This window comes from Streptomyces reniochalinae, from assembly GCF_003323735.1.
In the GTDB taxonomy this organism is placed as follows: domain Bacteria; phylum Actinomycetota; class Actinomycetes; order Streptomycetales; family Streptomycetaceae; genus Streptomyces; species Streptomyces reniochalinae.
Window position 1 is genome coordinate 303,590 of record NZ_QOIM01000037.1, and the last position, 25,529, is coordinate 329,118.

A 25,529-nucleotide genomic window follows, 5' to 3' on the forward strand; every position below is an offset into this window, starting at 1 on the left:
CGCTGGAGGGATGAACGACCCCGCCGCCACACCCGCCACCCCCGTCACACCCACCGACGCAGGCGCGTCCGCGGCCGCCGAACCCGACCCGGCGCCCGCTCCCGCCGTCCGCCGCCCCCGGGTCCGGGCGCCCGAGCTGACCGGCAAGGGCGGCTGGCTGAACACCGGCGGTGAGCAGCTGAGCCTGACCGCGCTCCGCGGGAAGATCGTGATCGTCGATTTCTGGACGTTCTGCTGCATCAACTGCCTGCACGTGATCGACGAGCTGCGGGAGCTGGAGGAGCGGCACTCCGAGACGGTCGTCGTGGTAGGGGTGCACTCGCCGAAGTTCGTCCACGAGGCGGAGCACGCGGCCGTGGTGGACGCCGTGGAGCGGTACGGGGTGGAGCACCCGGTGCTGGACGACCCGGAGCTCGCCACGTGGAAGCAGTACGCCGTGCGGGCGTGGCCGACGCTGGTGGTGATCGACCCGGAGGGGTACGTCGTCGCGCAGCACGCCGGCGAGGGGCACGTACACGCGATCGAACGGCTGGTGGAGCAGCTGGAGGCCGAACACGGGGCGAAGGGGACGCTGCGGCGCGGTGAGGGCCCGTACATGCCCCCCGAGCCCGTCGCGACCGACCTGCGGTTCCCCGGAAAGGTCCTGGCGCTGCCCGACGGCGGCTTCCTCGTCTCGGACACCACGCGCCACCAGCTGGTGGAGCTGGCGGCCGACGGGGAGAGCGTCGTGCGGCGGATCGGCGAGGGGGAGCGCGGGCTGAGCGACGGGGGGCCGGGGACCGCCCGGTTCAACGAGCCGCAGGGCATGGTGCTGCTGCCCGACGGCGCCGTCCTCGTGGCCGACACCGTCAATCACGCGCTGCGCCGCCTGGACGTGGCGACGGGCACCGTCGAGACCGTCGCCGGTACCGGTGAGCAGTGGTGGCAGGGAGCCCCCACCGAGGGCGCGGCCCGCGAGATCGCGCTCTCCTCCCCCTGGGACGTGGCCTACTTCGCCGGCCGCGTGTGGATCGCCATGGCCGGGGTGCACCAGCTGTGGACGTACGACCCGGTCAGCGGCGTTGTGGGCGTCGCGGCGGGGACGACGAACGAGGGGCTGGTGGACGGGCCGGCGGACGAGGCGTGGTTCGCCCAGCCGTCCGGGCTGGCCGTCTCCCCCGACGGGACGCGGCTGTGGGTCGCCGACTCCGAGACCAGCGCGCTGCGGTGGGTGGAGGCGGACGGTGACGGCGGCACCTTCGCCGTCCGTACCGCCGTCGGCACCGGCCTCTTCGACTTCGGTCACCGCGACGGCCCCGCGGGCCAGGCCCTGCTCCAGCACCCGCTGGGCGTCACCGCGCTGCCTGGCGGCACCTTTCGGGACGGAGTCCCAGGGGGAGGGTCGGTCGCGGTCTGCGACACCTACAACCACGCGCTGCGCCGCTACGATCCGGCCACCGGCGAGGTCAGCACGCTGGCGACCGATCTGCGCGAGCCCTCTGGCGCCGTGCCGGTGAACGGGGGCGAGATCGTGGTCGTCGAGTCGGCCCGGCACCGGCTGACGCGGCTGCGGCTGCCCGAGGACACCGCACGGGTCGAGGGCGTGGCGCACCAAACGCAGCGCGCCGCCACCGAGGTGGCGGCAGGCGTGCTGAGCCTCGACGTCGTCTTCCAGGCACCGCCAGGGCAGAAGCTCGACACCAGGTACGGCCCCTCGACCCGGCTGCTGGTGAGCGCCACCCCGCCCGAACTCCTCGCGGAGGGCGAGGGAGCCGGCACCGACCTGCGGCGGGACGTGCGGCTGGCCGGCGCCGAGGGCTCGGAAGGGGTGCTGCACGTCTCGGCGATGGCCGCCTCCTGCGACGAGGAGGGGGAGTACCCGGCCTGCCACGTGCACCAGCAGGACTGGGGTGTGCCGGTCCGCCTCACCGCGGGCGGCGCCGACCGGCTGCCGCTGGTGCTGGCCGGCCTGGACGCGGGCGACGAGGGCTGAGCCACGGGAGGGGCCCCGTGAGGGCCCCTCAGGGCCCGGTCGTCATTCCCAGTGGTGCTTGTTGACTTCCTCGATCACCGGCGCCCCGGGGGACGGCGGTTCGACGCGGCGCCGCTTGAGGATGCTGATGTAGGTGCACAGTCCGATGACTCCGACGATCAGCAGGACGACGCCCATCAGCTGGACGTTGACGCCGCTGACGTCGAGGTCGACGGCCAGGGCCAGAATCGCCCCCACCGCCATCATGCCGATGCAGACGACGATGCCCATGAGTGATGCCTCCCAGCTCGGTCGGGCCGCGCTTTCCGTGCTTCTGCGCGTTCCGCCGCCGAGTACCCGGCGTCGAGGGGAGCAATCAGCCTTCCGGGACCGGCACTTCGCGTGCGGGCGCCGGGCGGTGCGGACGCCGGGTCGCGGCCGTCACTCGGCCAGGAACGCCGTCAGGCAGTTGGCCAGCAGGTAGGGGTCCTGTGTGCCGCACAGTTCGCGGGCGGAGTGCATGGACAAGATGGCGACGCCGATGTCGACGGTGGTGATGCCGTGCCGGGCGGCGGTGATGGGCCCGATGGTGGTGCCGCAGGGCATGTCGTTGTGGGAGACGAAGCTCTGCCAGGGCACCGAGGCCCGCTCGCAGGCGGCGGCGAACAGGGCGCGGCCGCTGCCGTCTGTGGAGTAGCGCTGGTTGACGTTGACCTTGAGGATCGGGCCGCCGTTGGGCATGGGATGGTGGCCGGGCTCGTGGCGCTCGGCGTAGTTGGGGTGCACGGCGTGCCCGGTGTCGGAGGACAGGCACACGGTGCCGGCCCAGGCGCGGGCCCGGTCCTCGTAGGCGCCGCCGCGGGCGAAGACGGAGCGTTCCAGCACCGAGCCGAGCAGGGGCCCTTGGGCGCCGGTGTCGGACTGGCTGCCGTTCTCCTCGTGGTCGAAGGCGGCCAGGACCGGAATGGTGGTGGGCTGGGGTCCTTCGCCCGCGGCGGCGGCGGTGAGCGCGGCGACGCCGGCGTGCACGGACAGCAGGTTGTCCATCCGGGGGCCCGCGGCCAGTTCTTCCTCGCGGCCCAGGTAGGCGGGGGGTTCGACGCTGTGGGCCATCAGGTCCCAGCCGGCGACGGCGTCCGCGTCGAGGCCGCTCTCCTGGGCGACGAAGCGCACCAGGTCGCCCTCGCGGGCCTTCCCCAGGCCCCAGACCGGGGTCATGTGGCGCTGGCGTTCCAGCTTGAGGCCCTCGTTGACCTGGCGGTCGAGGTGGATGGCCAGCTGCGGTACGCGCAGCAGAGGGCGGTCGAGGTTCACCAGGTGGCTGGTGCCGTCGCGCAGGGTGACCCGGCCGCTGAGGCCCAGGTCGCGGTCGAGCCAGGTGTTGAGGAGGGCGCCGCCGTAGACCTCGACGGCGATCTGGCGCCAGCCGGCCGCCCCGGTGTCGGGGACGGGCTTGACCCGCAGGTTGGGCGAGTCGGTGTGAGCGCCGACGATGCGGAACGGGGTGGCGGGCGTCGCCCCCTCGGGCACGTACCAGGCGATCAGCGCGCCGCCGCGCAGCACGTACTTTCCGCCGGTGCTCGCGTCCCACGCCTCGGTCTCCCGTACCTGCCGGAAGCCTGCCTTCTCCAGTTCGGCGGCCGCGTTGGCCACCGCGTGGTAGGGCGAGGGGCTCGCGGCGAGGAAGGACAGCAGACCGTCGGTGTGGGAACGGTCGAACGGCGTGGCATCGCTCATGCCCCCACCTTACGTGCGGCTTTCACGATGCGGACGCCCCGCTCCCGTGGGGGTGGGAGCGGGGCGCGCGGCCCCTGCGGCCGGACGGCTCAGAAGGCGTTCTCGTCCAGTTCCATGACCGACAGGTCCACCGCGTCGGCCAGCTCGCGCTGGACGGCGATCTGCGGCAGCACGTTCGCCGCGAAGAACTTCGCCGCGGCGATCTTGCCCTGGTAGAAGGGCACGTCCTTGGAGGGCAGGGCCTTGGCGGAGGCGCCGGACAGCTTCGAGGCGGCGACGGCCGCGCCGCGCAGCAGCAGGTAGCCGACGACGACGTCACCGGCGGCCAGCAGGAAGCGGGTGGTGTTCAGGCCGACCTTGTAGATCGACTTGACGTCCTTCTCGGTGGCGGCCAGGTCGGTCAGCATGGTGCCGACGATGGCCTCCAGCTCGCCGGCGGCCTTGGTGAGCTGGTCGCGGGCCGTGGCCAGCTCCTCGCCGCCCTCGGCCTCGGCGAGGAACTTCTTGATCTCCTCGGAGAGCGCGGTGAGCGCCTGGCCCTGGTCGCGGACGACCTTGCGGAAGAAGAAGTCCTGGCCCTGGATCGCGGTGGTGCCCTCGTAGAGTGTGTCGATCTTGGCGTCCCGGATGTACTGCTCGATCGGGTACTCCTGGAGGTACCCGGAGCCGCCGAGCGTCTGGAGGGACTGCGCGAGCTGCTCGTAGGACTTCTCCGAGCCGTAGCCCTTGACGATGGGCAGCAGCAGGTCGTTGAGGCGGTGCGCGGCGGAGGCGTCCTCGCCGGCGGCCTCCTTGACGATGATCTCGTCCTGCACGGTGGCGGTGTAGAGGACGAGGGCGCGCATGCCCTCCGCGTACGCCTTCTGCGTCAGCAGGGAGCGACGCACGTCCGGGTGGTGGGTGATGGTGACCCGCGGCGCGGTCTTGTCGGTGAACTGCGCCAGGTCGGCGCCCTGGACGCGCTCCCTGGCGTATTCCAGCGCGTTGAGGTAGCCGGTGGACAAGGTGGCGATCGCCTTGGTGCCGACCATCATCCGCGCGAACTCGATGATCTTGAACATCTGGCGGATGCCGTCGTGCTTCTCGCCCAGCAGCCAGCCCTTGGCCGGGGTGTTGGCACCGAAGGTCATCTCGCAGGTGTTGGAGACCTTCAGGCCCATCTTGTGCTCGACGTTGGTGGCGTGGACGCCGTTGCGCTCGCCCAGCTCGCCGGTCTCCCAGTCGAAGTCGTACTTGGGGACGATGAACAGCGACAGGCCCTTGGTGCCGGGGCCGTGGCCCTCGGGGCGGGCGAGGACGAAGTGCACGATGTTCTCGGACATGTCGTGCTCACCCGAGGTGATGAAGCGCTTCACGCCCTCGATGTGCCAGGTGCCGTCGTCCTGCTGGACGGCCTTGGTGCGGCCCGCGCCCACGTCCGAGCCGGCGTCCGGCTCGGTGAGCACCATGGTGGAGCCCCACTGCTTCTCGGCCATCAGCGCGGCGATCTTGTGCTGCTCCTCGGTGCCCTCCTCGTGGAGCACGCCGGCGAACGCCGGGCCCGAGGCGTACATCCACACGGCCGGGTTGGCGCCCAGGACGGTCTCGGCGAAGCCCCACAGCAGGGAGCGCGGCGCGGTGGTGCCGCCGATCTCCTCGGGGATGCCCAGGCGCCACCACTCGGCGTCCATGTAGGCCTGGTAGCTCTTCTTGAATGCGGCCGGGACCGGCGCGGTGTTGGTCTCCGGGTCGAAGACGGGCGGGGTGCGGTCGCCCTCCTCGTAGGACGCGGCCAGCTCGTTCTCGGCGAGGCGGGCGATCTCGGCGAGGACGCTCTTGGCGGTCTCGACGTCCATCTCCGCGAACGGTCCGGTGCCGTACACCGCATCGCGCCCGAGCACCTCGAAGAGGTTGAACTCGATGTCGCGGAGATTCGACTTGTAATGCCCCATGGCGACGGCTCCGTAGTGACTCGCTCGTACTTATCAGTAGCTCCCTAGATGATGCTACCCGTCGGTAATAAGAAGCAACCCCTCGCCACCCATCTGTGACTGGATACTCTTTCGGTATGTACGGCTACGACCAGACCGGCGCCCCGCCCGGGCAAGGGCACGGCGGCCATGGCGGGCACAGCGGGCACGGATACCAGCAGGCCCCGCCCCCGCCCCCCTACGGCGCACAGCAGGGGGCGCCTCCGCCGTACGGCCAGCCGGGGCCCCAGCAACAGCAGCCGTTCTACCCCGAGCCCTCCCCGCCCTCCCTCCAGGAGGCGGTCCGCGGCTTCACCACCGGGTCGATGAGCGCGGAGGACTTCCAGGGCGTCTTCTCCTCCTCCAAGGTGTACTGCCCGCGCGGCGACACCCCCGGCTTCCTCGCCCTGCACAACACCCAGCAGCCCGTCATCCCGATGTTCACCACCCTCAAGGAGCTGCGCGCCTACGCGGGCAAGGAGTCGAAGTACTTCGTCATCACCGGCGCCGAGGTCCTCGACCTGCTGCCGTCGGGGTACGGCTTCGTGCTCGACATGGAGGGCGAGCACCGCGTGGTCTTCGACGCCAAGGCGGTGGAGGAGATGGTGGACTTCGCGATGCGGCGCATGTACGGCTAGCGAGCCCGCGCACCGGCCCCGGGTCAGTCTTCGTCGATGGCGGAGAGGTCCCACGCCTCCCACTGGTCCAGGGACGGCTCCGCCGCCTCCTCGACCTCCTTCGCCGCCGGGTCGGCCTCCTGCATCTCGAACCAGATGCACTTGCCCTCGCCCCGCGGGTCCACGCCCCACCGGTCGGCGAGCATGCCCAGCAGCATCAGCCCGCGCCCCGAGGACGCCAGCTCCCCGGGGCTGCGGCGGTGCGGCAGCTCGTCGCTGGCGTCGGAGACGTTGACCCGCAGCGTGCGCTCCCGGCTACCGCCCTCCGCACCGCGCTCGGCGTCACCCTCTGCGGCCCCGCTGCCGGCCGTGGCCCCGCTGCCGGCCGTGGCCCCGGTGGTCGCGGTGCCGGCGCCCGGCGCGGTGATCTGGGCGACCAGCGTCGCGTCCCCGTCCGTGTGCACGAGCACGTTGGTCAGCATCTCGGACAGCATCAGCACCGCGCCGTCCACCTGCTCGGGGTCGGCCCAGTCGTGCAGCAGGTCGCGCAGTTGGTGCCGGGCGGTGGCGATCCGGTCGGGCTGGGCCTGCGCGACCTGCATCACGGTGCGCCGCGCCGAGACGGGCGTCCCGACGCCCGTCAGGCCCTCGGCGCGGGTGCCGCGCGCCAGGAGCAGCAGCGCGATGTCGTCCTCGCGCCGGGGGGTGAGCGGGGGCGCCGCCGTATGCGCGGGTGTGCCGTCGCCGTGCACCGCACGGAGCAGCGCGTCGGCGACCTGTTCGAGGCCGGCGTCCGAGTCGGGTCCGCGGCCGGATTCGGAGCCGGCCTCCGCCTCGCTGTCGCCGGGCCGCGTGTGCAGCCCCTCGACGACCTCGTTGATCCGCTCCCAGCCGGTCTCCTGGTCGTGGCCGCCGGCCTCCAGCAGCCCGTCGGTGCACATCAGCAGCCGTTCACCGGACTCCAGGACGAGCCGGGTGACCGGATAGTCGGTGTCGGGTTCGATGCCGAGCGGCAGGCCGCCCGCGGTGGGGCGCACCATCATCGGCCCGTCGGGGAGCTGGACGGCCGGGTCGGGGTGCCCCGCGCGGGCGACGTCCAGGGTGCCGGTGGCGGGGTCGACCTCCACGTAGAGGCAGGTGGCGAAGCGCGGTTCCGCGGCCTCCGGCTCCTCCTGGCCCCCTCCGGCCTCGGGCGGGAACCCGGCCGCCTCCTCGGCGGGCGCCGAGGGCGGGGGCGCGTTGACGCGTTCACCGGCGCCCATGCCGTGCAGGAAGCGGGAGGCGCGGGAGAGCACCGCGTCGGGGTGGTGGCCCTCGGAGGCGTAGGCCCGCACGGCCACCCGCAGCTGGCCCATGATGCCCGCGGCCCGCACGTCGTGGCCCTGCACGTCGCCGATGACCAGGGCGGTCCTGCCCGAGGGCAGGGGGATCACGTCGTACCAGTCGCCGCCGATCTGGAGGCCGCCGCCGGTGGGCACGTAGCGCGCCGCCAGGTGCATGCCGGGGACGGCCGGGGAGTGCGCGGGCCGCATCGCGCGCTGGAGCCGGGCGGACAACTCGCGCTCCGACTCGTTCAGCAGCGCCCGCGACAGCGACTGGGCGAGCATCCGGGCGACGGTGGTCAGCACGGCGCGCTCGTCCGGGTTGAAGGCGACGGGCCGGCCGAAGGCCGCCATCCACGCGCCGATGGTGCGGCCCGCGACGGTCAGCGGCAGGAAGGCCCAGGCGGCGCGTCCTGGCTGGGTCTCGGTGGGGCGGGCGGCGGGGAAGCGGTCCGCGTACTCGCGCGGGTCGTGCAGATAGAGGGCGCGGCCGGTGCGGACGGCCTCCGCGGCCGGGTCGTCGTCGGTCAGCCGCAGGCGGGCTCCGCTGCCGGGCGGGCCGAGGCCGCCGCCGGGCCCGTACGGGTGCCCTGGACCGTAGGGGTAGCCGGGCCGCGCCGGGGCGCCGGGTGAGGCGCCGTAGACGGTGAGCTGGTCGCCGCTGAGGCAGAAGACGGCGAGCGCGTCGGGCGAGAAGCCCGGCATGGCCAGTGACGCGGCGACCCGCAGCACGTCCGCGGTGGTGTACGCCTCGGCCAGCGCCCGCCCCGCGTCCAGCAGGAACGCCTCACGGTTGCGGCGCCAGTCCCACGCGTCCGCGGCGCCGCGCCCCTGCGGCCCGTCCGCGGCCTTGCCCTGGCCGCTGCGGCCGCCCGGGGCGGCACGGGTCAGCGGACCAGCTGCCTGCTGCCCGGGGGACTCCTCCGGCTCCGGTACCGCGTACAGGAGGCCGACGAGCCCCGGCACGCCCTCTTCCCGCTGCCCGGTGTCCGCGGGTGCGCGCGGCGCGGGACGTACGACGGTGCGCACGGTGCCGACGACCGCCCCGCCGGAGTCCACCACCCGCAGCAGCGCCTCGGCGGTGGTCCCCTCGGCGAGAGCGAGCGTGACGATGCCCTGGAAGCCCACGTAGTCGACGGCGTGCAGGTGGGAGCGGACGGCGCTGCCCGGGAGCGTGAGGTGGGTGTCGGTGCGCGGCGCGGGCTCCGCCGCCGGCCGTGCGTCCCCGGACGGGGACCCGGGCGACGAGGGCGCTACGGTCGGTCCGGCCGAGTCGGCGGGCCCCGACGAGTCGGAACCCGACGCCCCGGCGGGAGCCGCCGGGCCGGAAGGCACCGCCGGGTCCGCCGGTCCCGCGACCGCGGAGTCGTCGACTCCGAGCAGCCGCGCCGCGCGGGTGTCGAGCGTCACCAGACCTGTGGCGTCGTCCCAGGTCCACAGGCCCGCGCCCAGGGCTGCCAGGGCGTCGTCGGTGCGCATTGCACCACTTTATGCAGAGTCCGTCGGGTAGCGGAAACGGGGGCGAGGCAGGGTAGCCCAGGGCGGTACTCTGAGGGGTATTCCACTGTGACCCCTGCGCCGAACGACTTGGATGAATGATGCATCGGTACCGGTCCCACACCTGCGGCCAGCTTCGCGCCACGGACGTCGGCACTGACGTCCGCCTCAGCGGCTGGCTGCACAATCGTCGGAACCTGGGCGGCATCCTCTTCATCGACCTGCGCGACCACTACGGCATCGTGCAGCTCGTCGTCCGTGACGAGTCGGGCGAGCTCGCCGGTATCCACGAGAAGCTCAGCTCGCTGTCCAAGGAGACCGTCGTCCGGGTGGACGGCACGGTCACCGCGCGCGGCGCCGAGAACGTCAACCCCGAGCTGCCCACCGGCGAGATCGAGGTCGAGGTCTCGCAGGTGGAGGTGCTGGGCGGCGCCGAGCAGATCCCCTTCACCATCAACGCCGAGGACGGTGTCAACGAGGAGCGGCGCCTGGAGTACCGCTTCCTCGACCTGCGCCGCGAGCGCATGCACCGCAACATCATGCTGCGCTCGCAGGTCATCGCGAAGATCCGCGAGAAGATGGTGGCCCAGGGCTTCAACGAGCTGGCCACCCCGATCCTGTCGGCCACCTCGCCCGAGGGCGCCCGCGACTTCCTGGTGCCCTCCCGCATCCACCCGGGCAGGTTCTACGCGCTGCCGCAGGCGCCGCAGCAGTTCAAGCAGCTGCTGATGATCGCCGGCTTCGACCGCTACTTCCAGATCGCGCCCTGCTTCCGCGACGAGGACGCCCGCGCCGACCGCTCGCCCGGCGAGTTCTACCAGCTCGACATGGAGATGAGCTTCGTCGAGCAGGAGGACGTCTTCGCCGTCATCGAGACGGTGATGACCGAGCTGTTCCAGGAGCTGGGCGAGGGCCGCGAGGTCACCTCCCCCTTCCCGCGCATCCCGTTCCGCGAGGCCATGGTCAAGTACGGCTCCGACAAGCCGGACCTGCGCGCCCGGCTGGAGCTGGCCGACGTCTCCGACCTGTTCGCGGGGTCCGGCTTCAAGGCGTTCGCCGACAAGCACGTGCGCGCGCTGCCGGTGCCGGACACGGCGTCCCAGCCGCGCAAGTTCTTCGACTCCCTGGGCGACTTCGCCGTCGAGCAGGGCGCCAAGGGCCTGGCCTGGGTGCGGGTCGCCGAGGACGGCTCGCTGTCGGGGCCCATCGCGAAGTTCCTCACCGAGGACGACGTCAAGGCGCTGACGGAGGCGCTCGGCCTGGTCCCCGGGCACGCGGTCTTCTTCGGCGCCGGAGAGTTCGACGAGGTCTCCACGATCATGGGTGCGGTCCGCGTCGAGGCCGCCAAGCGGGCAGGACACTTCGAGGAGAACGTCTTCCGCTTCTGCTGGATCGTCGACTTCCCGATGTTCGAGAAGGACGAGGAGACCGGCGAGATCGAGTTCTCGCACAACCCGTTCTCCATGCCGCAGGGCGGCCTGGAGGCGCTGCGCACCAAGGACCCGCTGGACATCCTGGCCTGGCAGTACGACATCGTCTGCAACGGCGTCGAGCTGTCCTCGGGCGCCATCCGGAACCACGAGCCGGAGATCATGTTCGAGGCTTTCGGGATCGCCGGCTACTCCAAGGAGGACGTCGAGCGCGACTTCGGCGGCATGCTCCGCGCCTTCCGGTTCGGCGCCCCGCCGCACGGTGGCATCGCCCCCGGCGTCGACCGCATCGTGATGCTGCTCGCGGACGAGCCCAACATCCGCGAGACCATCGCCTTCCCCCTCAACAACAACGCCCTCGACCTGATGATGGGGGCCCCCAGCGAGGTCGACGACAAGCGGCTGCGCGAGCTGCACCTGTCGGTGCGCAAGCCCCCGCAGGTGAAGCCCGCGCAGTAGCGCGCGGCCTTCCCCCACGGACGTCCCACGGGCCCGGGCCCCCTTCGACCGAGGAGGGCCCGGGCCCGTGGCGTGCCCGCTACTGTGGACCCGTACGCAGCCCGCCCTGCCACCACGTGGAGGCGAACAACCATGACGGTGCCCGCCCTGAGCCCCCGGCCCGGCAACCTGCGCGAGGTTGCGGAGGAGATCGAGAGGGCGACCGGCCTGCGCGTGGAGATCCTGGGAGGGAAACTCGTGATGTCCCCGACCCCGCGCGGCAAGCACGCGGGAACGGTCAAGAGGCTTATCCGGCAGCTCTCCTCACAGCTCCCGGAAGGACTCGACGCCTATGAGATGTCATCCATCGCCCTGCCCGGCGACCCGGAGGACTACTGCACCCCCGACCTCGTCGTCCTGCCGATCGAGTGGGAGGAGGACGACGAGTGGCTCGTCGAGGCCGGTGACGTCGAACTGGCCGTCGAGGTGATCTCCAAGTCGGAGAAGGCGAAAGACGTCAGCGCCAAGAACGGCTGGTACGCGGCGGCGGGCGTGCGCACCCTGCTCGTCCTCGACCCGCGCGGCGGCGACTGGGCGCTCTTCACCCATCCGCGGGACGGCGAGTACCAGGGCCGGCTGCGCGGCAAGTACGGCGACGAACTGCTGCTTCCCGCCCCCTTCACGCAGCCCGTCGACACGGCGTGCCTGCCGGTCTACGGGGACTGACGCGCGTCCGGGTCCCACGGTGTGCTGCCCGATCGGCGGAGGAGGCACCGGAGCGGACGGGGGTCATTGATTTCCCGAATGACCACAAGGGGCATGTTGGGGGAATCATGTGATCATGACGGAGATCGCCATCAGCGCCGCCCGATCCCAACTCGGTGACCTCGTGCGCCGCGCGGCGCACGCGCGGGAGACCATCGCCCTCACCGATCACGGACACGTGGCCGCGCTGCTCGTGTCACCGCAGGTGACAGAGGACTTCGAAGACGCGCTGGCGCTGGCCGAATACGAGCGTCGGAAGGCCGAAGGGACGCCGGAGAGCGGCACCTCCCACGAGGAAGTGGGAAGGATGCGGGGGCTCCGTAGTGGCGTACGAGATCATCTGGGAGCCGCGGGCCACCAACGCGGCCGTGCGGTTCCTCAAGGAGGACCCCCCGGTTCTTCCCGCGCTCCCCGCAAGCTCTACTTCGTCTCCTCCAGCCGCGGGCTGTGTTTTCTGGGGGCGACCCCCAGACCCCCGGTTCTTCCCGCGCTCCCCGCAAGCTCTACTTCGTCTCCTCCAGCCGCGGGAAGAGGGCCGCGCCCTTGGTGACCTTCGTGCCGGCGGGCAGCCGGCCCCAGCGGCCCGCGTCGGCGAGGGGCTGGTCCGCGAGGGCGCCCAGGGCCGGCTCGGCGCCGAGGGACTCCCACAGCTTGGCGCTGGACTCGGGCATCACCGGGTTGAGCAGCACCGCGCAGGCGCGCAGCGACTCGGCGGCGGTGTAGAGGATGGTGGCCAGCCGCTCCTGCGCCTCCGCGGAGGTGTCTTTGGCGACCTTCCACGGCGCCTGCTCGGTCAGGTAGCCGTTGACCTGCTTGATGAAGTCGAAGACCGCGGCGATGCCGCCCGCGAAGTCGAGGTGCTCCCCGAGCTTCTCGTCCGCCTCCCGTACGGCCGTGGCCAGGCCGTCGGCGATGGCCTGCTCGGCCTCGCCGTGCGCGGCCGGCTCCGGCAGCGTTCCGTCGAAGTACTTGCCGACCATGGCGGCCACGCGCGAGGCGAGGTTGCCGTAGTCGTTGGCCAGCTCGCTGGTGTAGCGCGCGGAGAAGTCCTCCCAGGAGAAGGAGCCGTCCTGGCCGAAGGCGATGGCCCGCAGGAAGTACCAGCGGTAGGCGTCGACCCCGAAGTGGTCGGTCAGCTCGTGCGGGGAGATGCCCGTCAGGTTCGACTTGGACATCTTCTCGCCGCCGACCATCAGCCAGCCGTTCGCCGCGATGCGCCGGGGCAGCGGCAGGCCGTTCGCCATCAGCATGGCGGGCCAGATCACGGCGTGGAAGCGGAGGATGTCCTTGCCGACCAGGTGCACGTCGGCGGGGAAGGTCTCCTCGAACTTCTTCTGGTCGCTCCCGTAGCCGACGGCGGTGGCGTAGTTGAGGAGCGCGTCGATCCACACGTAGATGACGTGCTTGTCGTCCCAGGGGATCTTGACGCCCCAGTCGAACGTGGAGCGGGAGATCGACAGGTCCTCCAGGCCCTGGCGCACGAACTGCACGACCTCGTTGCGCGCCGACTCGGGCTGGATGAACTCCGGGTGCGCCTCGTAGTGGGCCAGCAGCCGCTCGCCGTAGGCGGAGAGCTTGAAGAAGTAGTTCTCCTCCTTCAGCATCTCCACGGGCTTCTTGTGGATGGGGCACAGCTGGAGCCCCTCGTACTCGCCCTCGCCGTCGAGGAGTTCCCCGTAGGTCTTGTACTCCTCGCAGGGCACGCAGTACGGGCCCTCGTAGCCGCCCTGGTAGATCTCACCGCGGTCGTACAGGTCCTGGACGAACTCCCGGACGCGGTCGGTGTGGCGTTTCTCCGTCGTGCGGATGAAATCGTCGTTCGCGATCTTCAGGTGCTCCCACAGGGGCTTCCAGGACTCCTCGACGAGCCTGTCGCACCACTCCTGCGGGCTGACCCCGTTGGCCTCCGCGGTGCGCATGATCTTCTGACCGTGCTCGTCCGTGCCGGTGAGGTACCACACCTTCTCGCCGCGCTGGCGGTGCCAGCGGGTGAGCACGTCGCCCGCGACGGTCGTATAGGCGTGGCCCAGGTGGGGAGCGTCGTTCACGTAGTAAATGGGGGTCGAGACGTAGTACGCCTTCGGCCCCGCCTGCTCTGATCCAGTGGCCGCCATACCCGAATCCTATCGGCCGCCCGCCACCCCTTTTCCCGCCCCGCACCCGGCGGGCCGCGTCAAGGCGGGGCGGCGGGTGTCACCCGCGACGGGGGGCGTCGCGGAGGAAGAACAACGGTCATCAAACGGCTACGCGTCAGCACGAAGACGACGACAACGCACAAAAGCGGGTGCGGGGCGGGCACGATGTGGCGTGCGGGGAGCGTTGGCCCCGTGAGGGGGAAGCCGGCCGCCGCGGAGGCCGCCGCGCCGCGACGTGACGCACGGTGATACGCCGGGTGCGTCGTGTGCAATGTGGCGACGGAGCGACGCCAGTGACGGCGAAGGAGGTGGCGGGGTGCAGGCCGAAGGGCCCAACTCGGGCACGTGTTGCCGCTGCGATCTGCCGGTGCGGCACCGGGCGCTGATCGCGATCATCGAGACGGGCTCGGGGCCCGGTGGCAGCGCGTACGCCTGTCTGCCCTGCGCCCGCGACTACGCGAAGACCTCGCTCGCACCCGACTGGATCGGCGAGACGATCGCCCACGCGGAGGCCATGCGGCTGGCCTGGGACGAGGAGGACGACGGCGACCCCGCGCCCCCGCCGTAGACCCTCGCCCCTGTCGGCCGCCGCCGCCTCCGCCTCCGCCGTGGCCAGGGGCTCCCGCGACTGGTGTCCGGTCATCGCGTTCCGGAAAGCCGGTGTTCCGGTAAGCCGGTACGGCCGGTACGGGGTGAACGCTCGGTCCACCGTCCGCAGTGGGCGGTCCGCGGGTGGTCCGTGGTCGGTCGCGCGGTTCCCCGCGCCCCTTCGGGGCGCGTCCGGTCGCCAGTTCAGCCGGGATTCACTCCGGCGTCACACGCCGGAGTGCCCGCGGGCCTAGCGTCTCGTCGGCGTAGGACGCACAGACCGGAGGATGGACGATGCGAAAGCCGTTGCCGCTGCTCACCTCGCACCCGGGTGGCAGATCAGCGATGACCTGCCGCTACCGCTGCGGTGACGCCTGCTTCCACGAGGTGCCCAACACCAGTGCGAACGAGTACGCGGGGGAGGTCATCGCCCGCGCCCTCTCGCGCCGTTCGGTGCTGCGCGCCGGTGCCGTGGTGGGGGCCGTGACGGCGGCGGGCGCCGGTGCGGTGGCGGGCCCCGGCGCGGCACCGGCCTCCGCGGCCGTCCCGGCGGGCAAGGACCGCCGGCACGGCGAGGCCCCCACGCACGGCAAGGCCGCCAAGGGCCTGCGCTTCACGCCGGTGGCGCCGAACACGGCCGACGAGGTGACCGTTCCCGAGGGGTACGGGCAGAACGTGGTGATCCGGTGGGGAGAACCGATTCTGCGCGGGGCCCCCGCTTTCGATCCGACGCGGCAGAGCGCCGAGGCGCAAGCCGGCCAGTTCGGCTACAACAACGACTTCCTCACGCTGCTGCCCCTGCATCCCCGTGGAGGCAGGGGGCACGGCGGCGGCGCCGACCAGTTGCTCGTGGCCAACCACGAGTACACGAACGAGGAGTTGATGTTCGCGGGGTACGACCCCGAGAAGCCCACCAGGGAGCAGGTGGAGATCGCCTGGGCGGCGCACGGCCTGTCCGTGGTCGCCGTCGCGGGGCAGCGCCGTACCGGCACGCTGCGGGCCGTGCCGCGCCACCCGCTCAACCGGCGGATCACCGCCACCACGCCGTTCGAGGTGACGGGCCCCGCGGCGGGCAGCCGCCTGCTGCGCACCTCCGCTGACCCGCGCGGGCGCCGGGTGCTGGGCACCCTCAACAACTGTTCGGGCGGCACCACCCCGTGGGGCACGGTGCTCTCCGGTGAGGAGAACTTCAACCAGTACTTCGCCCACGCCGAGAAGGTCACCGACCCGCAGCGGGCGGCCACGCTCAAGCGGTACGGCGTCGTCGGCGGGGCGAGCCAGCGGCGCTGGGAGCGGTTCGACGACCGGTTCGACCTGACGAAGGAGCCCAACGAGGTCCACCGTTTCGGCTGGGTCGTCGAGGTCGACCCGTACGACCCCGACTCCACGCCCCGCAAGCACACCGCGCTCGGCCGCTTCAAGCACGAGGCGGCGCAGCCGAGGCTGACGCGGGACGGGCACGCGGTCGTCTACATGGGCGACGACGAGCGCTTCGACTACTTCTACAAGTTCGTCTCGAAGAAGACGATGCGCCGCGGCCGGAGCGCCGAGGACCGCCGCCACAACCTGTCCCTGCTGGACGAGGGCACCCTCTACGTGGCCAGGCTCTCGGGGAACAGCCCGGCCGACGAGATCGACGGGAAGGGCACGCTGCCCGAGGACGGCGAGTTCGACGGCACGGGCCGGTGGATTCCGCTGGCCGAGGGCGACAGGTCGTTCGTGGGGGGCATGAGCGCGGAGGAGGTGTACGTCTTCACGCGGCTGGCCGCCGACAAGGCGGGCGCCACCAAGATGGACCGCCCCGAGGACATCGAGCCCTCCCCGCGTACGGGGCGGGTGTACGTGGCGCTGACCAACAACACCGACCGGGGGGCGGCGGGCAAGGCGGGCCCCGACGAGGCGAATCCGCGCAGGGCCAACAAGCACGGGCAGGTGCTGGAGTTCGCCGAGCGCGGCGACGATCCTCCCCCGGCCTCCGGCCGGGAGGTGCCCCCCTCGCCGCGGTTCTCGTGGCGCCTCTTCCTGGTGTGCGGCGACCCCGAGGACCCGGGCACCTACTTCGGTGGCTTCCCCAAGGACGAGGTGAGCCCGATCTCCTGCCCCGACAACGTCACCTTCGACGCCTACGGCAACCTGTGGCTGTCCACGGACGGCAACGAGCTGGGTTCGCACGACGGGCTGTTCGGTGTCGCCACCGCCGGGGGGCGGCGCGGTCAGGTGCGGCAGTTCCTGACGGTCCCGACGGGCGCGGAGACGTGCGGGCCGCTGGTGCAGGACCGCCGCGTCCTCGTCTCGGTCCAGCACCCGGGTGAGGTGGACGGCGCCTCCGTCGAGAAGCCCGCGTCCACCTGGCCCGACGGGCCGGGGAAGTACGTGCGGCCCTCGGTCGTCGCGGTGTGGCCCGAGGACGGCTCCGACGTCGGGCGGTGACGGCTCCGGCGTCGGATGGTGACGGCTCCGGCGTCGGATGGTGACGGCTCCGGCGTCGGGCGGTGCCCGGCTCCGGCGGCGTGACGGCGGTGAGTGCGGTGACGTGACGGCGGTGAGTCCGGCGGCGTGACGGCCGGTGGCGCGGGTGAGGGCCGGCGCGGCGTGGGGTTGCGCCGGCCCTCGCCCTGCGCGGTGTCGGCAGCGGTGGCGACCCCCGGCGCCCCGTGCCAGGCTGTCCGGGAGGACGAAAAGGGCAAGTATGTCCATACGCACGCCAACCGTTGCGGGTGCAGCCATGGAGCGAACCAGAGTTCTGATCGTCGGCGGCGGCTTCGCCGGAGTCGAGTGCGCACGCGGGCTGGAGAGCGGCCTGCGGCCCGAAGAGGCGGAGATCGCCCTCGTCACCCCTGCCAGCTACCAGCTGTACCTGCCGCTGCTGCCCCAGGTGGCCGCCGGGGTGCTCACCCCGCAGTCCGTCGCACCGCCGCTGCGCAGGCTGCTGCACCGCACCTCGATCATCCCGGGCATGGTCATCGGCATCGACACCCACGACAAGGTGTGCGTCGTGCGGCTGATCAGCGGGGAGACGCAGAACTACCGCTACGACCACCTGGTCCTCACCCCCGGCAGCGTGACCCGCAGCTTCGACATCCCCGGCCTCACCCAGCAGGCCCGCGGCATGAAGACGCTCGCCGAGGCCGCGTACGTGCGCGACCACGTCATCGCCCAGCTCGACCTGGCCGCGGCCAGCACCAACGAGCAGGAGAAGGCCGAGCGGTTGCAGTTCGTGGTCGTCGGCGGCGGTTACGCCGGCACGGAGACGGTGGCCTGCCTCCAGCGGCTCACCAACTCCGCCGCCCGCCGCTATCCACGGCTCGATCCCGACCTGATCAGATGGCATCTGCTCGACATCGCCCCGAAGCTGATGCCGGAGCTGGGGGCGCGGCTGGGCAGGCGCGCGCAGCAGATCCTGCGGGAGCGCGGCACGGACGTGTCGCTGGGCGTCTCCGTCGCCAAGGCGGAGGAGCGGCGGATCACCCTCACCGACAACCGGGTGCTGCCCTCCCGGACGCTGATCTGGACGGCGGGGGTCGCCGCGAGCCCGCTCATCGGCACGCTCGACGCGGAGACGATGAAGGGCCGTCTGGTGGTGAACGCCGACTTCACCGTTCCCGGGCACCGGGGGCTGTACGCGCTCGGTGACGCGGCGGCCGTACCGGACCTGACGAAGGTCGGCGGTGCGGTCTGCCCGCCCACGGCGCAGCACGCCAGCCGCCAGGGCAAGCACATGGCGCGCAATCTGCTCGCCACCCTGCGCGGGGAGCCGATGACGCCCTACCGGCACAAGGACCTGGGTCTGGTCGTCGATCTCGGCGGCACGGACGCGGTCGCCAGGCCGTTCGGTTACGAGGTCTCGGGCTTTCCCGCCCAGGTCATCACCCGCGGCTACCATCTGATGGCTCTGCCGACCTTCACGGCCAAGGCGCGCACGGTGGCCAACTGGAACCTCAACGCGCTGACCGGTGACGACTTCCTGCGGACCGGGTTCCTCTCCCGCCGTCCCGCCACCCTTCAGGACATGGAGGCCACCGACGCCTATCTCACCCAGGAGCGCGCTCGGGAACTGACCGCGTGAGGTGGTTCTTCCGCACGGTCCTCGGTGCCGTCATCCGGGAGGTCGTCCGCGCGCTCGGTCGCCGCGGCCGGTGACGGGTCAGGTTCCGCCCGCCAGCGACTCGGGTGGGGTTCCCTCGATCGGTGAGAGGTGGAGGGCGGCCAGGCGCCATGCGGGGCGCACGGCGGCGGAGGTGGCGGAGGGGACCGCGGAGGCGGCCGTGGTGAGGTGGTGGGTGGCGCGGAAGTGGCCGTCGACGTCGCGGCCCTCGTAGACGGACTGCTGGCTCTGGACGCCGAGGAGGACGGCGCCGTCGCCGTGGCGGCGCAGGTGTTCGGTGCGCCAGGTGAACAGGTCGTGCACCAGCGCCCCCGTCTCGTACCGTGCCAGCCAGCTGCGTTTGTCCAGCAGGAAGCCGCGCGGGCCGACGGCCACGAAGTCGTCGGTCAGCAGGGCTTCCAACCCGGGAACGTCGCCGTGCAGTTCGGCGTCCGCCCAGCGGGCACCGAACGTCGTCAGGTCGCGGGAGACCGTGGGTGTCGTGGTCCCGGCCATCCGGAACCCTCCCTTCTTCGCGCGTGGACTGCCCCCGCGGGTGCGCGCTCGCGCGCAGGCGTGGCCCGCGTCCCCCAGGGTGGACCCGGTGGCGCCCGCGCGCGTCGGGCGGAAGGACGAGCGCGGGTTACTCCGCCGGGCGCACGCCCGCCTACTCGCCGGTACCCCCGGGGGAGTACGGGCGAGGCCCGCGCATTCGGAAGCGATTTGCGGGCACAGTTGGGGAAGACCGACGACGACGAGGAAGCCGAGGAGCCCCCACATGCCCACGGTCCCGGTGGTGCGCAGCCTGCGCCGGGTGGTGCGGCCCCGCCTGCCGCGTCCCTCGGTGGACCTCTCCCACCCGGTGCGCTCCCCGCTGGGCACCTCGGTGGTCAGCTGTGTCGCCTACGACAGCGAGGGCACGCGGCTGATGGCCGAGTGCGGCATCCAGGAGGCGCTGGCCTGCGTCCGCAAGGGCCGCGACGACTCCGGCGCGGGCGGGGGCGGTTTCGTGTGGATCGGGCTGCACGAGCCGTCGGAAGCGGAGTTCGAGGGGATCACCGAGCTGTTCGGGCTGCATCCGCTGGCGGTGGAGAACGCGATCGAGCCGCACCAGCGGCCGAAGGCCGAGTGGTTCGCCTCGCAGTCCGGCAGCGGCGGCGAGATGATGTTCGCGGTCTTCAAGACGGTCAGCTACGCGGAGCACGAGGAGCTGACGACGAGCAGCGAGGTGGTGGACACCGGCGAGATCGTCGTCTTCGCGGGCGCCGACTTCGTGATCACCGTGCGGCACGGCAGGCACGGTTCCCTCGGCCCGGTGCGGGAGGCGTTGGAGGCCGATCCCCAGCGGCTGGCGCAGGGCCCCGCCGCGGTGCTGCACGCGGTCGCCGACCAGGTCGTCGACGACTATCTGCTGGTCGCCGACGAGGTGCAGACCGACATCGACGACCTGGAGAGCGCCGTGTTCGCGCCGCAGGCCCCCTCCGCGCGGGGCGGCGGCGCGTTCGAGACGGGCCGCATCCACCAGCTGAAGCGGGAACTGCTCGAACTCAAGCGCGCCACCCAGCCGCTGGCGCGTCCGCTGGAGCTGCTCTCCTCCCGTCCGAACCGGCTGATCGACGCGGAGATACGCAAGTACTTCCGGGACGTCGCCGACCACCTGGTGCGCGTCACCGACCAGATCGCGTCCTTCGACGCCCTCCTCGACTCCATCCTCCAGGCGCACCTGGCGCAGGTGTCCACGGCGCAGAACGAGGGCATGCGCAAGATCAGTGCGTGGGTCGCCATCGTCGCCGTGCCGACGATGGTGTGCGGGATCTACGGCATGAACTTCGACCACATGCCGGAACTCGACTGGGTGTTCGGCTACCCGCTCATCCTCGTCGTCATCGCCGCCGCGTGCGTGGCCATGTACCGCGCGTTCCGCAGAAACGGCTGGCTGTGAAACCCGACCTGACCGGCATCACCACCGTCGTCCTCGACGTCGGCGAGACCCTCGTACGCGACGACCGCTACTGGGGGTCGTGGGCGGACTGGCTGGGCGTGCCCCGGCACACCCTGTCCGCGCTGGTCGGCGCGGTCGTCGCGCGGGGGCTGGACAACCAGGAGGCGCTGCGCCTGGCCAGGCCCGGGATCGACGTGGACGCCGAGCGCGCCGCGCGGGAGGCCGCCGGGCGCGGGGAACACCTGGACGAGTCCGACCTGTACGAGGACGTCCGCGCGGCCCTCACCGCTTTGACGGCGGCCGGCAAGGCCGTGCACGTCGCGGGCAACCAGACGGCCCGCGCGGGCGCTCTGCTGCGCGCCATGGACCTGCCCGCCGCCACCGTCTCCACCTCCGAGGAGTGGGGCTGCGCCAAGCCGGACCCCGCGTTCTTCGCCCGCGTCCTGACCACCGCGGGCAGCGCACCGGCCGCCACCCTCTACGTCGGCGACCACCCCTCCCGCGACGTGGGCCCGGCCCGCGCCGCGGGACTGCGCACCTGCCACCTCGTCAGGGGCCCGTGGGGCCACCTGTGGGCCGCGTCCCACGATCCCGCGCCCGATCTGCGCGTCACGGGCCTGCTCGCGCTGGCGGAACTGCTTCAGGCGTGAGCGGCGGGGGTTCGGTGATTCCGAACCCCCGATACGGGTGGCCGCTCCCTCGTGGCGCGGCCCGCGCGTTCGTAGCGTCGTGCCCATGATGAACAGGCGAGACGACGACGGCGGCCACGGCGGTGCGCCCGCCCTCGTCATGACGGGGGTCAGCCGCTGCTACGGGCGGCGGCGGCACAGGGTGCGGGCGCTGGGCGGTGTGGACGTGACGCTGCCGCGGGGCAGCTTCACCGCCGTGATGGGCCCCTCGGGCTCCGGCAAGAGCACCCTGCTCCAGTGCGCGGTCGGCCTCGACCGGCCGAGCGGGGGCAGCGTGCGGCTCGGCGGGGACGAGCTGACCAGGATGGGCGGACGCGCCCTGACCAGGCTGCGCCGCGAACGGGTCGGCTTCGTCTTCCAGTCGTTCAACCTGCTCCCCGCCCTCACGGCCGAGCAGAACGTGCGGCTGCCCCTGCGGCTGGCCGGCGGCGGTGCCAGGCGCGCGGACCGGGCTCGCGCCGTCGAAGCGCTGTCCCGTGTCGGCCTGGACGACCGCGCCCACAGCCGCCCCGGCGAACTCTCCGGCGGCCAGCAGCAGCGCGTCGCCCTCGCCCGCGCCCTGATCACGGAACCCGAGCTGATCTGCGCAGACGAGCCGACCGGCGCCCTCGACCCGGCCACCGCCGAGCACGTCCTCGCCCTGCTGCGCCGCTCGGTGGACACCTCAGGCGCGACGGTGCTGATGGTCACCCACGACCCGGTGGCCGCCTCCTACGCGGACCGCGTGCTGTTCCTGGCCGAAGGACGGGTGGTGGAGGAGCTGGCCGAGGCCGGTGTGCGGGGGCCCGGTGCTGCCGCCGCCGCGCGGATCGCCGCGCGTATGCGGGCACTGGCGGGCCGGGCGGGGGCGGGCGCCGCGCCGGGTGCGGGCCCGGGGGTGCCGGCGGGCGCGGCCGGGGCGCACGCGTCGGAGGTGGCCGTATGACGAACGGACTCGCGCGGGCCTCGGTACGGGCGCGGCCCGTCGCGTTCGCCGGAGTGTTCTCCGTGCTGGTGCTGTCCGCCACCGTCGTGACGGCCTCCGTGGCGATGCTGCGGACGGCCTCCGGGGTGCGCCGGACCGCCGTCCGCGAGCAGCTGACCGCCATGGGGGCGGGGTTCACGGTGGTGACCGTCTACCTCTCGCTCTTCGTCATCGCGCTGGTGACGGCGCTCGCGGTGGCCCAGCGGGCCCGCGAGCACGCCCTGCTGCGGGCGGTGGGCGCGGTGCCGTGGCAGATCCGGCGCACGGTCGCCGTGGAGGCGCTGTGCACCGCCCTGCCCGCGGTGCCTCTCGGCTACGCCCTGGGGTGGCTGCTGGCGCGCGGCTGGCTGGCGGGGATGGCCGCGCACGGGCTGGTACCGGACGGTGTGCCGCTGGTCGTCGGCCTGCCGCCCGCGCTCGCGGCCTGCGGCGTGCTGGTCGTCACCTCGCAGCTCGGCGGAGTGCTCGCCGCGCACCGGGCCGCCCGTGCCCGCCCCTCCGACGCCCTCTCCCAGACGGCGGGGGCGCGGCGCGGGCTGACGGTGACGGACGTGGTGCGGGGCGCCTCGGCGCTCGTCGCGCTGTGCGGTGCCGCGCTGTTGACGGCGGTCACCGCGGCGGGGCCGCGCGAGGACGTCGGCGAGCACCTGCCGCTCGTGCTGCTCGCCCACCTGGTCGCCGTCGGCTGCGCGGGCCCGGCCTTGACGCGGGTGGCGGCGCTGCTGCTGGCCTGGCCCCTGCGTGTGGTCACGGCGCCGCGCGTGCTGGGCGGGGGAGCCGCGACACAGCTGGCCTTCGCGCAGCTGGGGGCGCAGGCGAGGCGGTTGTCCTCCGCCGTCACACCCGTGGCGCTGGTCGTCGCCTTCACGCTGGTCAAGCTGGCGGCGCTGGCGCACGCGGCGGAACCGTCGTGGGTCGACCTGTTCGCCACCGTCCTCTACGCCGCTTTCGCCGCCCTCGCCGCCGTCAACACGCTGGTGATGCTCAGCGCCGAACGCCGCCGCGAGGTCGCACTGCTGCGGTCGGTGGGCGCCGCGTCCTGGCAGGTCGTGCGGGTGCGAGCCGTGGAGGCGGTGACGGTCGCCTGCGCGGGCTTCGGCGCGGGCACCGCCGTGGCCCTCGCGGTGACCCTGCCCCTGGGGGCGGCCGCGGACGCCTCCCTCGCCGCGCTGCCGGCCACCGCGTGGGCGGGCCTCGGCGGCGGAGTGCTGACCCTCACCCTCCTGGCGACCCTGGCACCGGTACCGGGGCACCTGCGGCGGGCACTGCCCCGTTGAGCCTACGGTGCACGAGGGCCTGCGCGGCCGTGCGGCCCGGCGGGGAACCGACGAGCCGTGCACCCGCTGCACCCGCCAGGATTGTCCGCGCAAAACGCCTACCCACGAAGACGAGTCCCGTGACTGCGACCGCCTCTTACGACCCGCCCGGCGCCCCCGCGGCGCGGCAGGCACTGCGTGCCCTCGCCTACGCGGTGGCGGGGCTCGTGCCCGCCCTGCTGGGCCTGCCCGCGCTGGCGCTGGTGGTGCTCGGCGCCGCGCTCTGTGTGACCAGGGCGGGGATCCCCCTCCTCTCCCTCGTCCTGACGGCGGTCCGCGCCCTCACCGACCTCCAACGCCTGCTCGTGCGCCGCCTGCTCGGCGAGGACGTGCCCGCGCCCCCGCGCCCCGGGCCGCTGCGCGCCGCACACGACGGCGCCACCTGGCGGTGCGCGGCGTTCGCCGCCCTCAACGCGCCGCTCGGCGCGGTGCTGTTCACCGTGCAACTCCCCGTGCGGCTCTACGGGCTGGCGCTGCTGTCCTACCCGCTGTGGTTCCGTGCCGTACAGCAGAACGGGCACGACGGACTCGAACTCACCGGCGCCACGCCCCTCGACACCTGGCCGCGCGTGGGGGCGGTCGCCGCCGGCGGGCTCCTCCTGCTGGTTCTCGCCGGCTGGGCCGCCCGCAGGCTCACCGCTCTGGTGAGGCTGCTGGCCCGCACCCTGCTGGCGCCGCTCCGCCTCGCCGAACGCGTCCACGACCTGGAGGAGACCCGCGCTCTGGCCGTACGCGACGCCGCCACCACCCTGCGCCGCATCGAACGCGACCTGCACGACGGGGCCCAGGTGCGCATCGTCGCCCTCGCCATGGCGCTCACCCGCGCCCGCGAAGCCCTGAGCGCGCCCGAGCCGTCCCGGGCCGACACCGACAAGGCCCGTCACCTCCTCGACCAGTCACTCGGCAACGCCCGTACCGCACTGGCCGAGTTGCGCGACCTCGTCCGCGGCATCCACCCGCCCGTCCTCGACAACGGCCTCGCCCCCGCCCTCGCCTCCCTCAGCTCCGGCATCGAGACCCCCGCCCTCCGCGTCGACCTGCGCACCGCGCTGCCGAAGACGCCGCGCCCGCCCGAGGCCGTCGAGACCATCGCCTACTTCTGCGCGGCCGAACTCCTGGCCAACGCCGCCCGCCACGCCGGTGCGGGGCACGTCGCCGTCAGCGTCCGTACCGAGAACGACGGCCGGACACTCCTCCTCGTCGTCGAGGACGACGGACGCGGCGGCGCCGCCCCGCGCCCTGCCGCACCCGGCACCTCCTCGGGGCTGCGCGGGCTCACCGAGCGGGTACGCACCGTGGACGGCACACTGTCCCTCGACAGCCCGCCCGGCGGACCGACCACGGCGACGGTCCGCCTGCCGCTCGCACCCCAGGAGGAGACGACGTGACCGGAAGGACGGAACGACCGCCCCTGCGCCTGGTCGTCGCCGAGGACGCCGCCGTCCTGCGGGAAGGGCTGGTCGGACTCCTCACCGACCGCGGCCTGGAGGTGACCGCCGCCGTCGGCGACCCGGAGGCGCTGCACGAAGCCGTCGAGCGGACCCGGCCCGACGCCGTCGTGGCCGACATCCGGATGCCGCCCACCCACCGCGACGAGGGCCTGCGCGCCGCGGCCGCGCTGCGCGGGCGCCACCCGGGGCTCGGGATCCTGCTGTTCTCCCAGTACATCGAGACCAGCCACGCCCACAGCCTCCTCGCCGACGGGCCCGCCGGCATCGGCTACCTGCTCAAGGACCGGGTGCTCGACGTCGACGAGTTCGTCGAAGCGCTGCACCGCGTCGTCGCCGGCGGCACCGCCCTCGACCCCGACGTCATCTCCCGCCTCCTGCGGGCCGATGCCGGGCGCGCCGCGCTCACGCCCCGCGAGGACGAGGTGCTCGGCCACATGGCCGCGGGCCTGACCAACGCGGCCATCGCCGCGCGCATGGGCGTCTCGCAGCGCGCGGTGGAGAAGCACACCGCAGCCCTCTTCGACAAGCTCGGCATCCCCCGCACCACCGCCGTCCACCGCCGCGTCCAGGCCGTACTGCACTACCTCGCCGCCTCCCCACGCTGACGCCCCGCCCCGCACACATCAGGACGCCCCCCGCCGCCGGGGGGGGGCG

Annotated in this window: 19 protein-coding genes and 1 pseudogene; 14 read left to right on the forward strand and 6 right to left on the reverse strand. The window is 73.0% G+C overall.

The window, feature by feature from the left end; genetic code table 11:
• Positions 1 to 10: 10 nt before the first annotated feature.
• The gene (locus tag DQ392_RS19210; protein ID WP_114016850.1) at positions 11 to 1,972 is read left to right on the forward strand and encodes an NHL domain-containing thioredoxin family protein; all 1,962 of its coding nucleotides are present in this window, start codon (positions 11 to 13) and stop codon (positions 1,970 to 1,972) included.
• A gap of 42 nt (positions 1,973 to 2,014) precedes the next feature.
• On the opposite strand, the gene DQ392_RS19215 is transcribed toward DQ392_RS19210, so the two are convergent.
• The 3 genes from DQ392_RS19215 to DQ392_RS19225 form a co-directional block, all read right to left on the reverse strand.
• Positions 2,015 to 2,242 carry a hypothetical protein gene (locus DQ392_RS19215; protein ID WP_114016851.1) on the reverse strand — a complete coding sequence of 76 codons (228 nt, stop codon included), beginning with the start codon at positions 2,240 to 2,242 and terminating at the stop codon, positions 2,015 to 2,017.
• A gap of 150 nt (positions 2,243 to 2,392) precedes the next feature.
• On the reverse strand, positions 2,393 to 3,688 hold the full coding sequence (locus tag DQ392_RS19220) for a M18 family aminopeptidase (RefSeq protein ID WP_114016852.1): 1,296 nt from the start codon (positions 3,686 to 3,688) through the stop codon (positions 2,393 to 2,395).
• Positions 3,689 to 3,777: 89 nt separating this feature from the next.
• Positions 3,778 to 5,619 (reverse strand): acyl-CoA dehydrogenase, encoded by a 1,842-nt coding sequence (locus DQ392_RS19225; protein ID WP_114016853.1) that lies wholly within the window; start codon positions 5,617 to 5,619, stop codon positions 3,778 to 3,780.
• Between the two features lie 116 nt (positions 5,620 to 5,735).
• Here DQ392_RS19225 and DQ392_RS19230 point away from each other — a divergent pair, with 116 nt between their 5' ends.
• A complete protein-coding gene (locus tag DQ392_RS19230) occupies positions 5,736 to 6,275 on the forward strand; it encodes an SseB family protein (protein WP_114016854.1) in 540 nt (179 codons plus the stop codon).
• Positions 6,276 to 6,298: 23 nt separating this feature from the next.
• Here DQ392_RS19230 and DQ392_RS19235 read toward each other — a convergent pair whose 3' ends face one another.
• Positions 6,299 to 9,055 carry a SpoIIE family protein phosphatase gene (locus DQ392_RS19235; RefSeq protein WP_114016855.1) on the reverse strand — a complete coding sequence of 919 codons (2,757 nt, stop codon included), beginning with the start codon at positions 9,053 to 9,055 and terminating at the stop codon, positions 6,299 to 6,301.
• 119 nt (positions 9,056 to 9,174) lie between these two features.
• Here DQ392_RS19235 and aspS point away from each other — a divergent pair, with 119 nt between their 5' ends.
• The 3 genes and pseudogenes from aspS to DQ392_RS19250 form a co-directional block, all read left to right on the forward strand.
• Positions 9,175 to 10,962: an aspartate--tRNA ligase gene (aspS, locus tag DQ392_RS19240; RefSeq protein ID WP_181856490.1), complete on the forward strand. Its 1,788-nt coding sequence runs from the start codon at positions 9,175 to 9,177 to the stop codon at positions 10,960 to 10,962.
• Between the two features lie 132 nt (positions 10,963 to 11,094).
• A complete protein-coding gene (locus DQ392_RS19245; RefSeq protein ID WP_114016857.1) occupies positions 11,095 to 11,667 on the forward strand; it encodes a Uma2 family endonuclease in 573 nt (190 codons plus the stop codon).
• A 115-nt stretch (positions 11,668 to 11,782) separates the two neighbouring features.
• Positions 11,783 to 12,028, forward strand: a pseudogene (locus DQ392_RS19250) (type II toxin-antitoxin system Phd/YefM family antitoxin); the annotation flags it as partial.
• Positions 12,029 to 12,209: 181 nt separating this feature from the next.
• On the opposite strand, the gene metG reads toward DQ392_RS19250, so the two are convergent.
• Positions 12,210 to 13,820: a methionine--tRNA ligase gene (metG, locus tag DQ392_RS19260; protein ID WP_114016858.1), complete on the reverse strand. Its 1,611-nt coding sequence runs from the start codon at positions 13,818 to 13,820 to the stop codon at positions 12,210 to 12,212.
• 337 nt (positions 13,821 to 14,157) lie between these two features.
• On the opposite strand from metG, the gene DQ392_RS19265 reads away from it, so the two are divergent.
• From DQ392_RS19265 to DQ392_RS19275, 3 genes are all read left to right on the forward strand, one after another.
• Positions 14,158 to 14,409: a hypothetical protein gene (locus tag DQ392_RS19265; RefSeq protein ID WP_114016859.1), complete on the forward strand. Its 252-nt coding sequence runs from the start codon at positions 14,158 to 14,160 to the stop codon at positions 14,407 to 14,409.
• Between the two features lie 314 nt (positions 14,410 to 14,723).
• A complete protein-coding gene (locus DQ392_RS19270) occupies positions 14,724 to 16,859 on the forward strand; it encodes a PhoX family protein (protein ID WP_114016860.1) in 2,136 nt (711 codons plus the stop codon).
• 295 nt (positions 16,860 to 17,154) lie between these two features.
• Complete coding sequence (locus DQ392_RS19275; protein WP_114016861.1) at positions 17,155 to 18,495, forward strand: NAD(P)/FAD-dependent oxidoreductase; 1,341 nt, start codon at positions 17,155 to 17,157, stop codon at positions 18,493 to 18,495.
• A 78-nt stretch (positions 18,496 to 18,573) separates the two neighbouring features.
• On the opposite strand, the gene DQ392_RS19280 is transcribed toward DQ392_RS19275, so the two are convergent.
• The gene (locus DQ392_RS19280) at positions 18,574 to 19,029 is read right to left on the reverse strand and encodes a nuclear transport factor 2 family protein (RefSeq protein ID WP_114016862.1); all 456 of its coding nucleotides are present in this window, start codon (positions 19,027 to 19,029) and stop codon (positions 18,574 to 18,576) included.
• Positions 19,030 to 19,291: 262 nt separating this feature from the next.
• On the opposite strand from DQ392_RS19280, the gene DQ392_RS19285 reads away from it, so the two are divergent.
• The 6 genes from DQ392_RS19285 (at position 19,292) to DQ392_RS19310 (ending at position 25,480) form a co-directional block, all read left to right on the forward strand.
• The gene (locus DQ392_RS19285) at positions 19,292 to 20,455 is read left to right on the forward strand and encodes a magnesium and cobalt transport protein CorA (RefSeq protein WP_114016863.1); all 1,164 of its coding nucleotides are present in this window, start codon (positions 19,292 to 19,294) and stop codon (positions 20,453 to 20,455) included.
• A gap of 17 nt (positions 20,456 to 20,472) precedes the next feature.
• Positions 20,473 to 21,105: an HAD family hydrolase gene (locus DQ392_RS19290; protein WP_114016934.1), complete on the forward strand. Its 633-nt coding sequence runs from the start codon at positions 20,473 to 20,475 to the stop codon at positions 21,103 to 21,105.
• Between the two features lie 85 nt (positions 21,106 to 21,190).
• Positions 21,191 to 22,069, forward strand: coding sequence for an ABC transporter ATP-binding protein (locus DQ392_RS19295; RefSeq protein WP_245981656.1), 879 nt, complete (start codon positions 21,191 to 21,193; stop codon positions 22,067 to 22,069).
• Positions 22,066 to 23,385: an FtsX-like permease family protein gene (locus DQ392_RS19300; protein ID WP_114016864.1), complete on the forward strand. Its 1,320-nt coding sequence runs from the start codon at positions 22,066 to 22,068 to the stop codon at positions 23,383 to 23,385. Before DQ392_RS19295 ends, DQ392_RS19300 begins: the two co-directional genes overlap by 4 nt.
• A 119-nt stretch (positions 23,386 to 23,504) precedes the next feature.
• On the forward strand, positions 23,505 to 24,812 hold the full coding sequence (locus DQ392_RS19305; protein ID WP_114016865.1) for a sensor histidine kinase: 1,308 nt from the start codon (positions 23,505 to 23,507) through the stop codon (positions 24,810 to 24,812).
• 23 nt (positions 24,813 to 24,835) lie between these two features.
• On the forward strand, positions 24,836 to 25,480 hold the full coding sequence (locus DQ392_RS19310) for a LuxR C-terminal-related transcriptional regulator (RefSeq protein ID WP_114016936.1): 645 nt from the start codon (positions 24,836 to 24,838) through the stop codon (positions 25,478 to 25,480).
• The last annotated feature ends 49 nt before the right edge of the window (positions 25,481 to 25,529 follow it).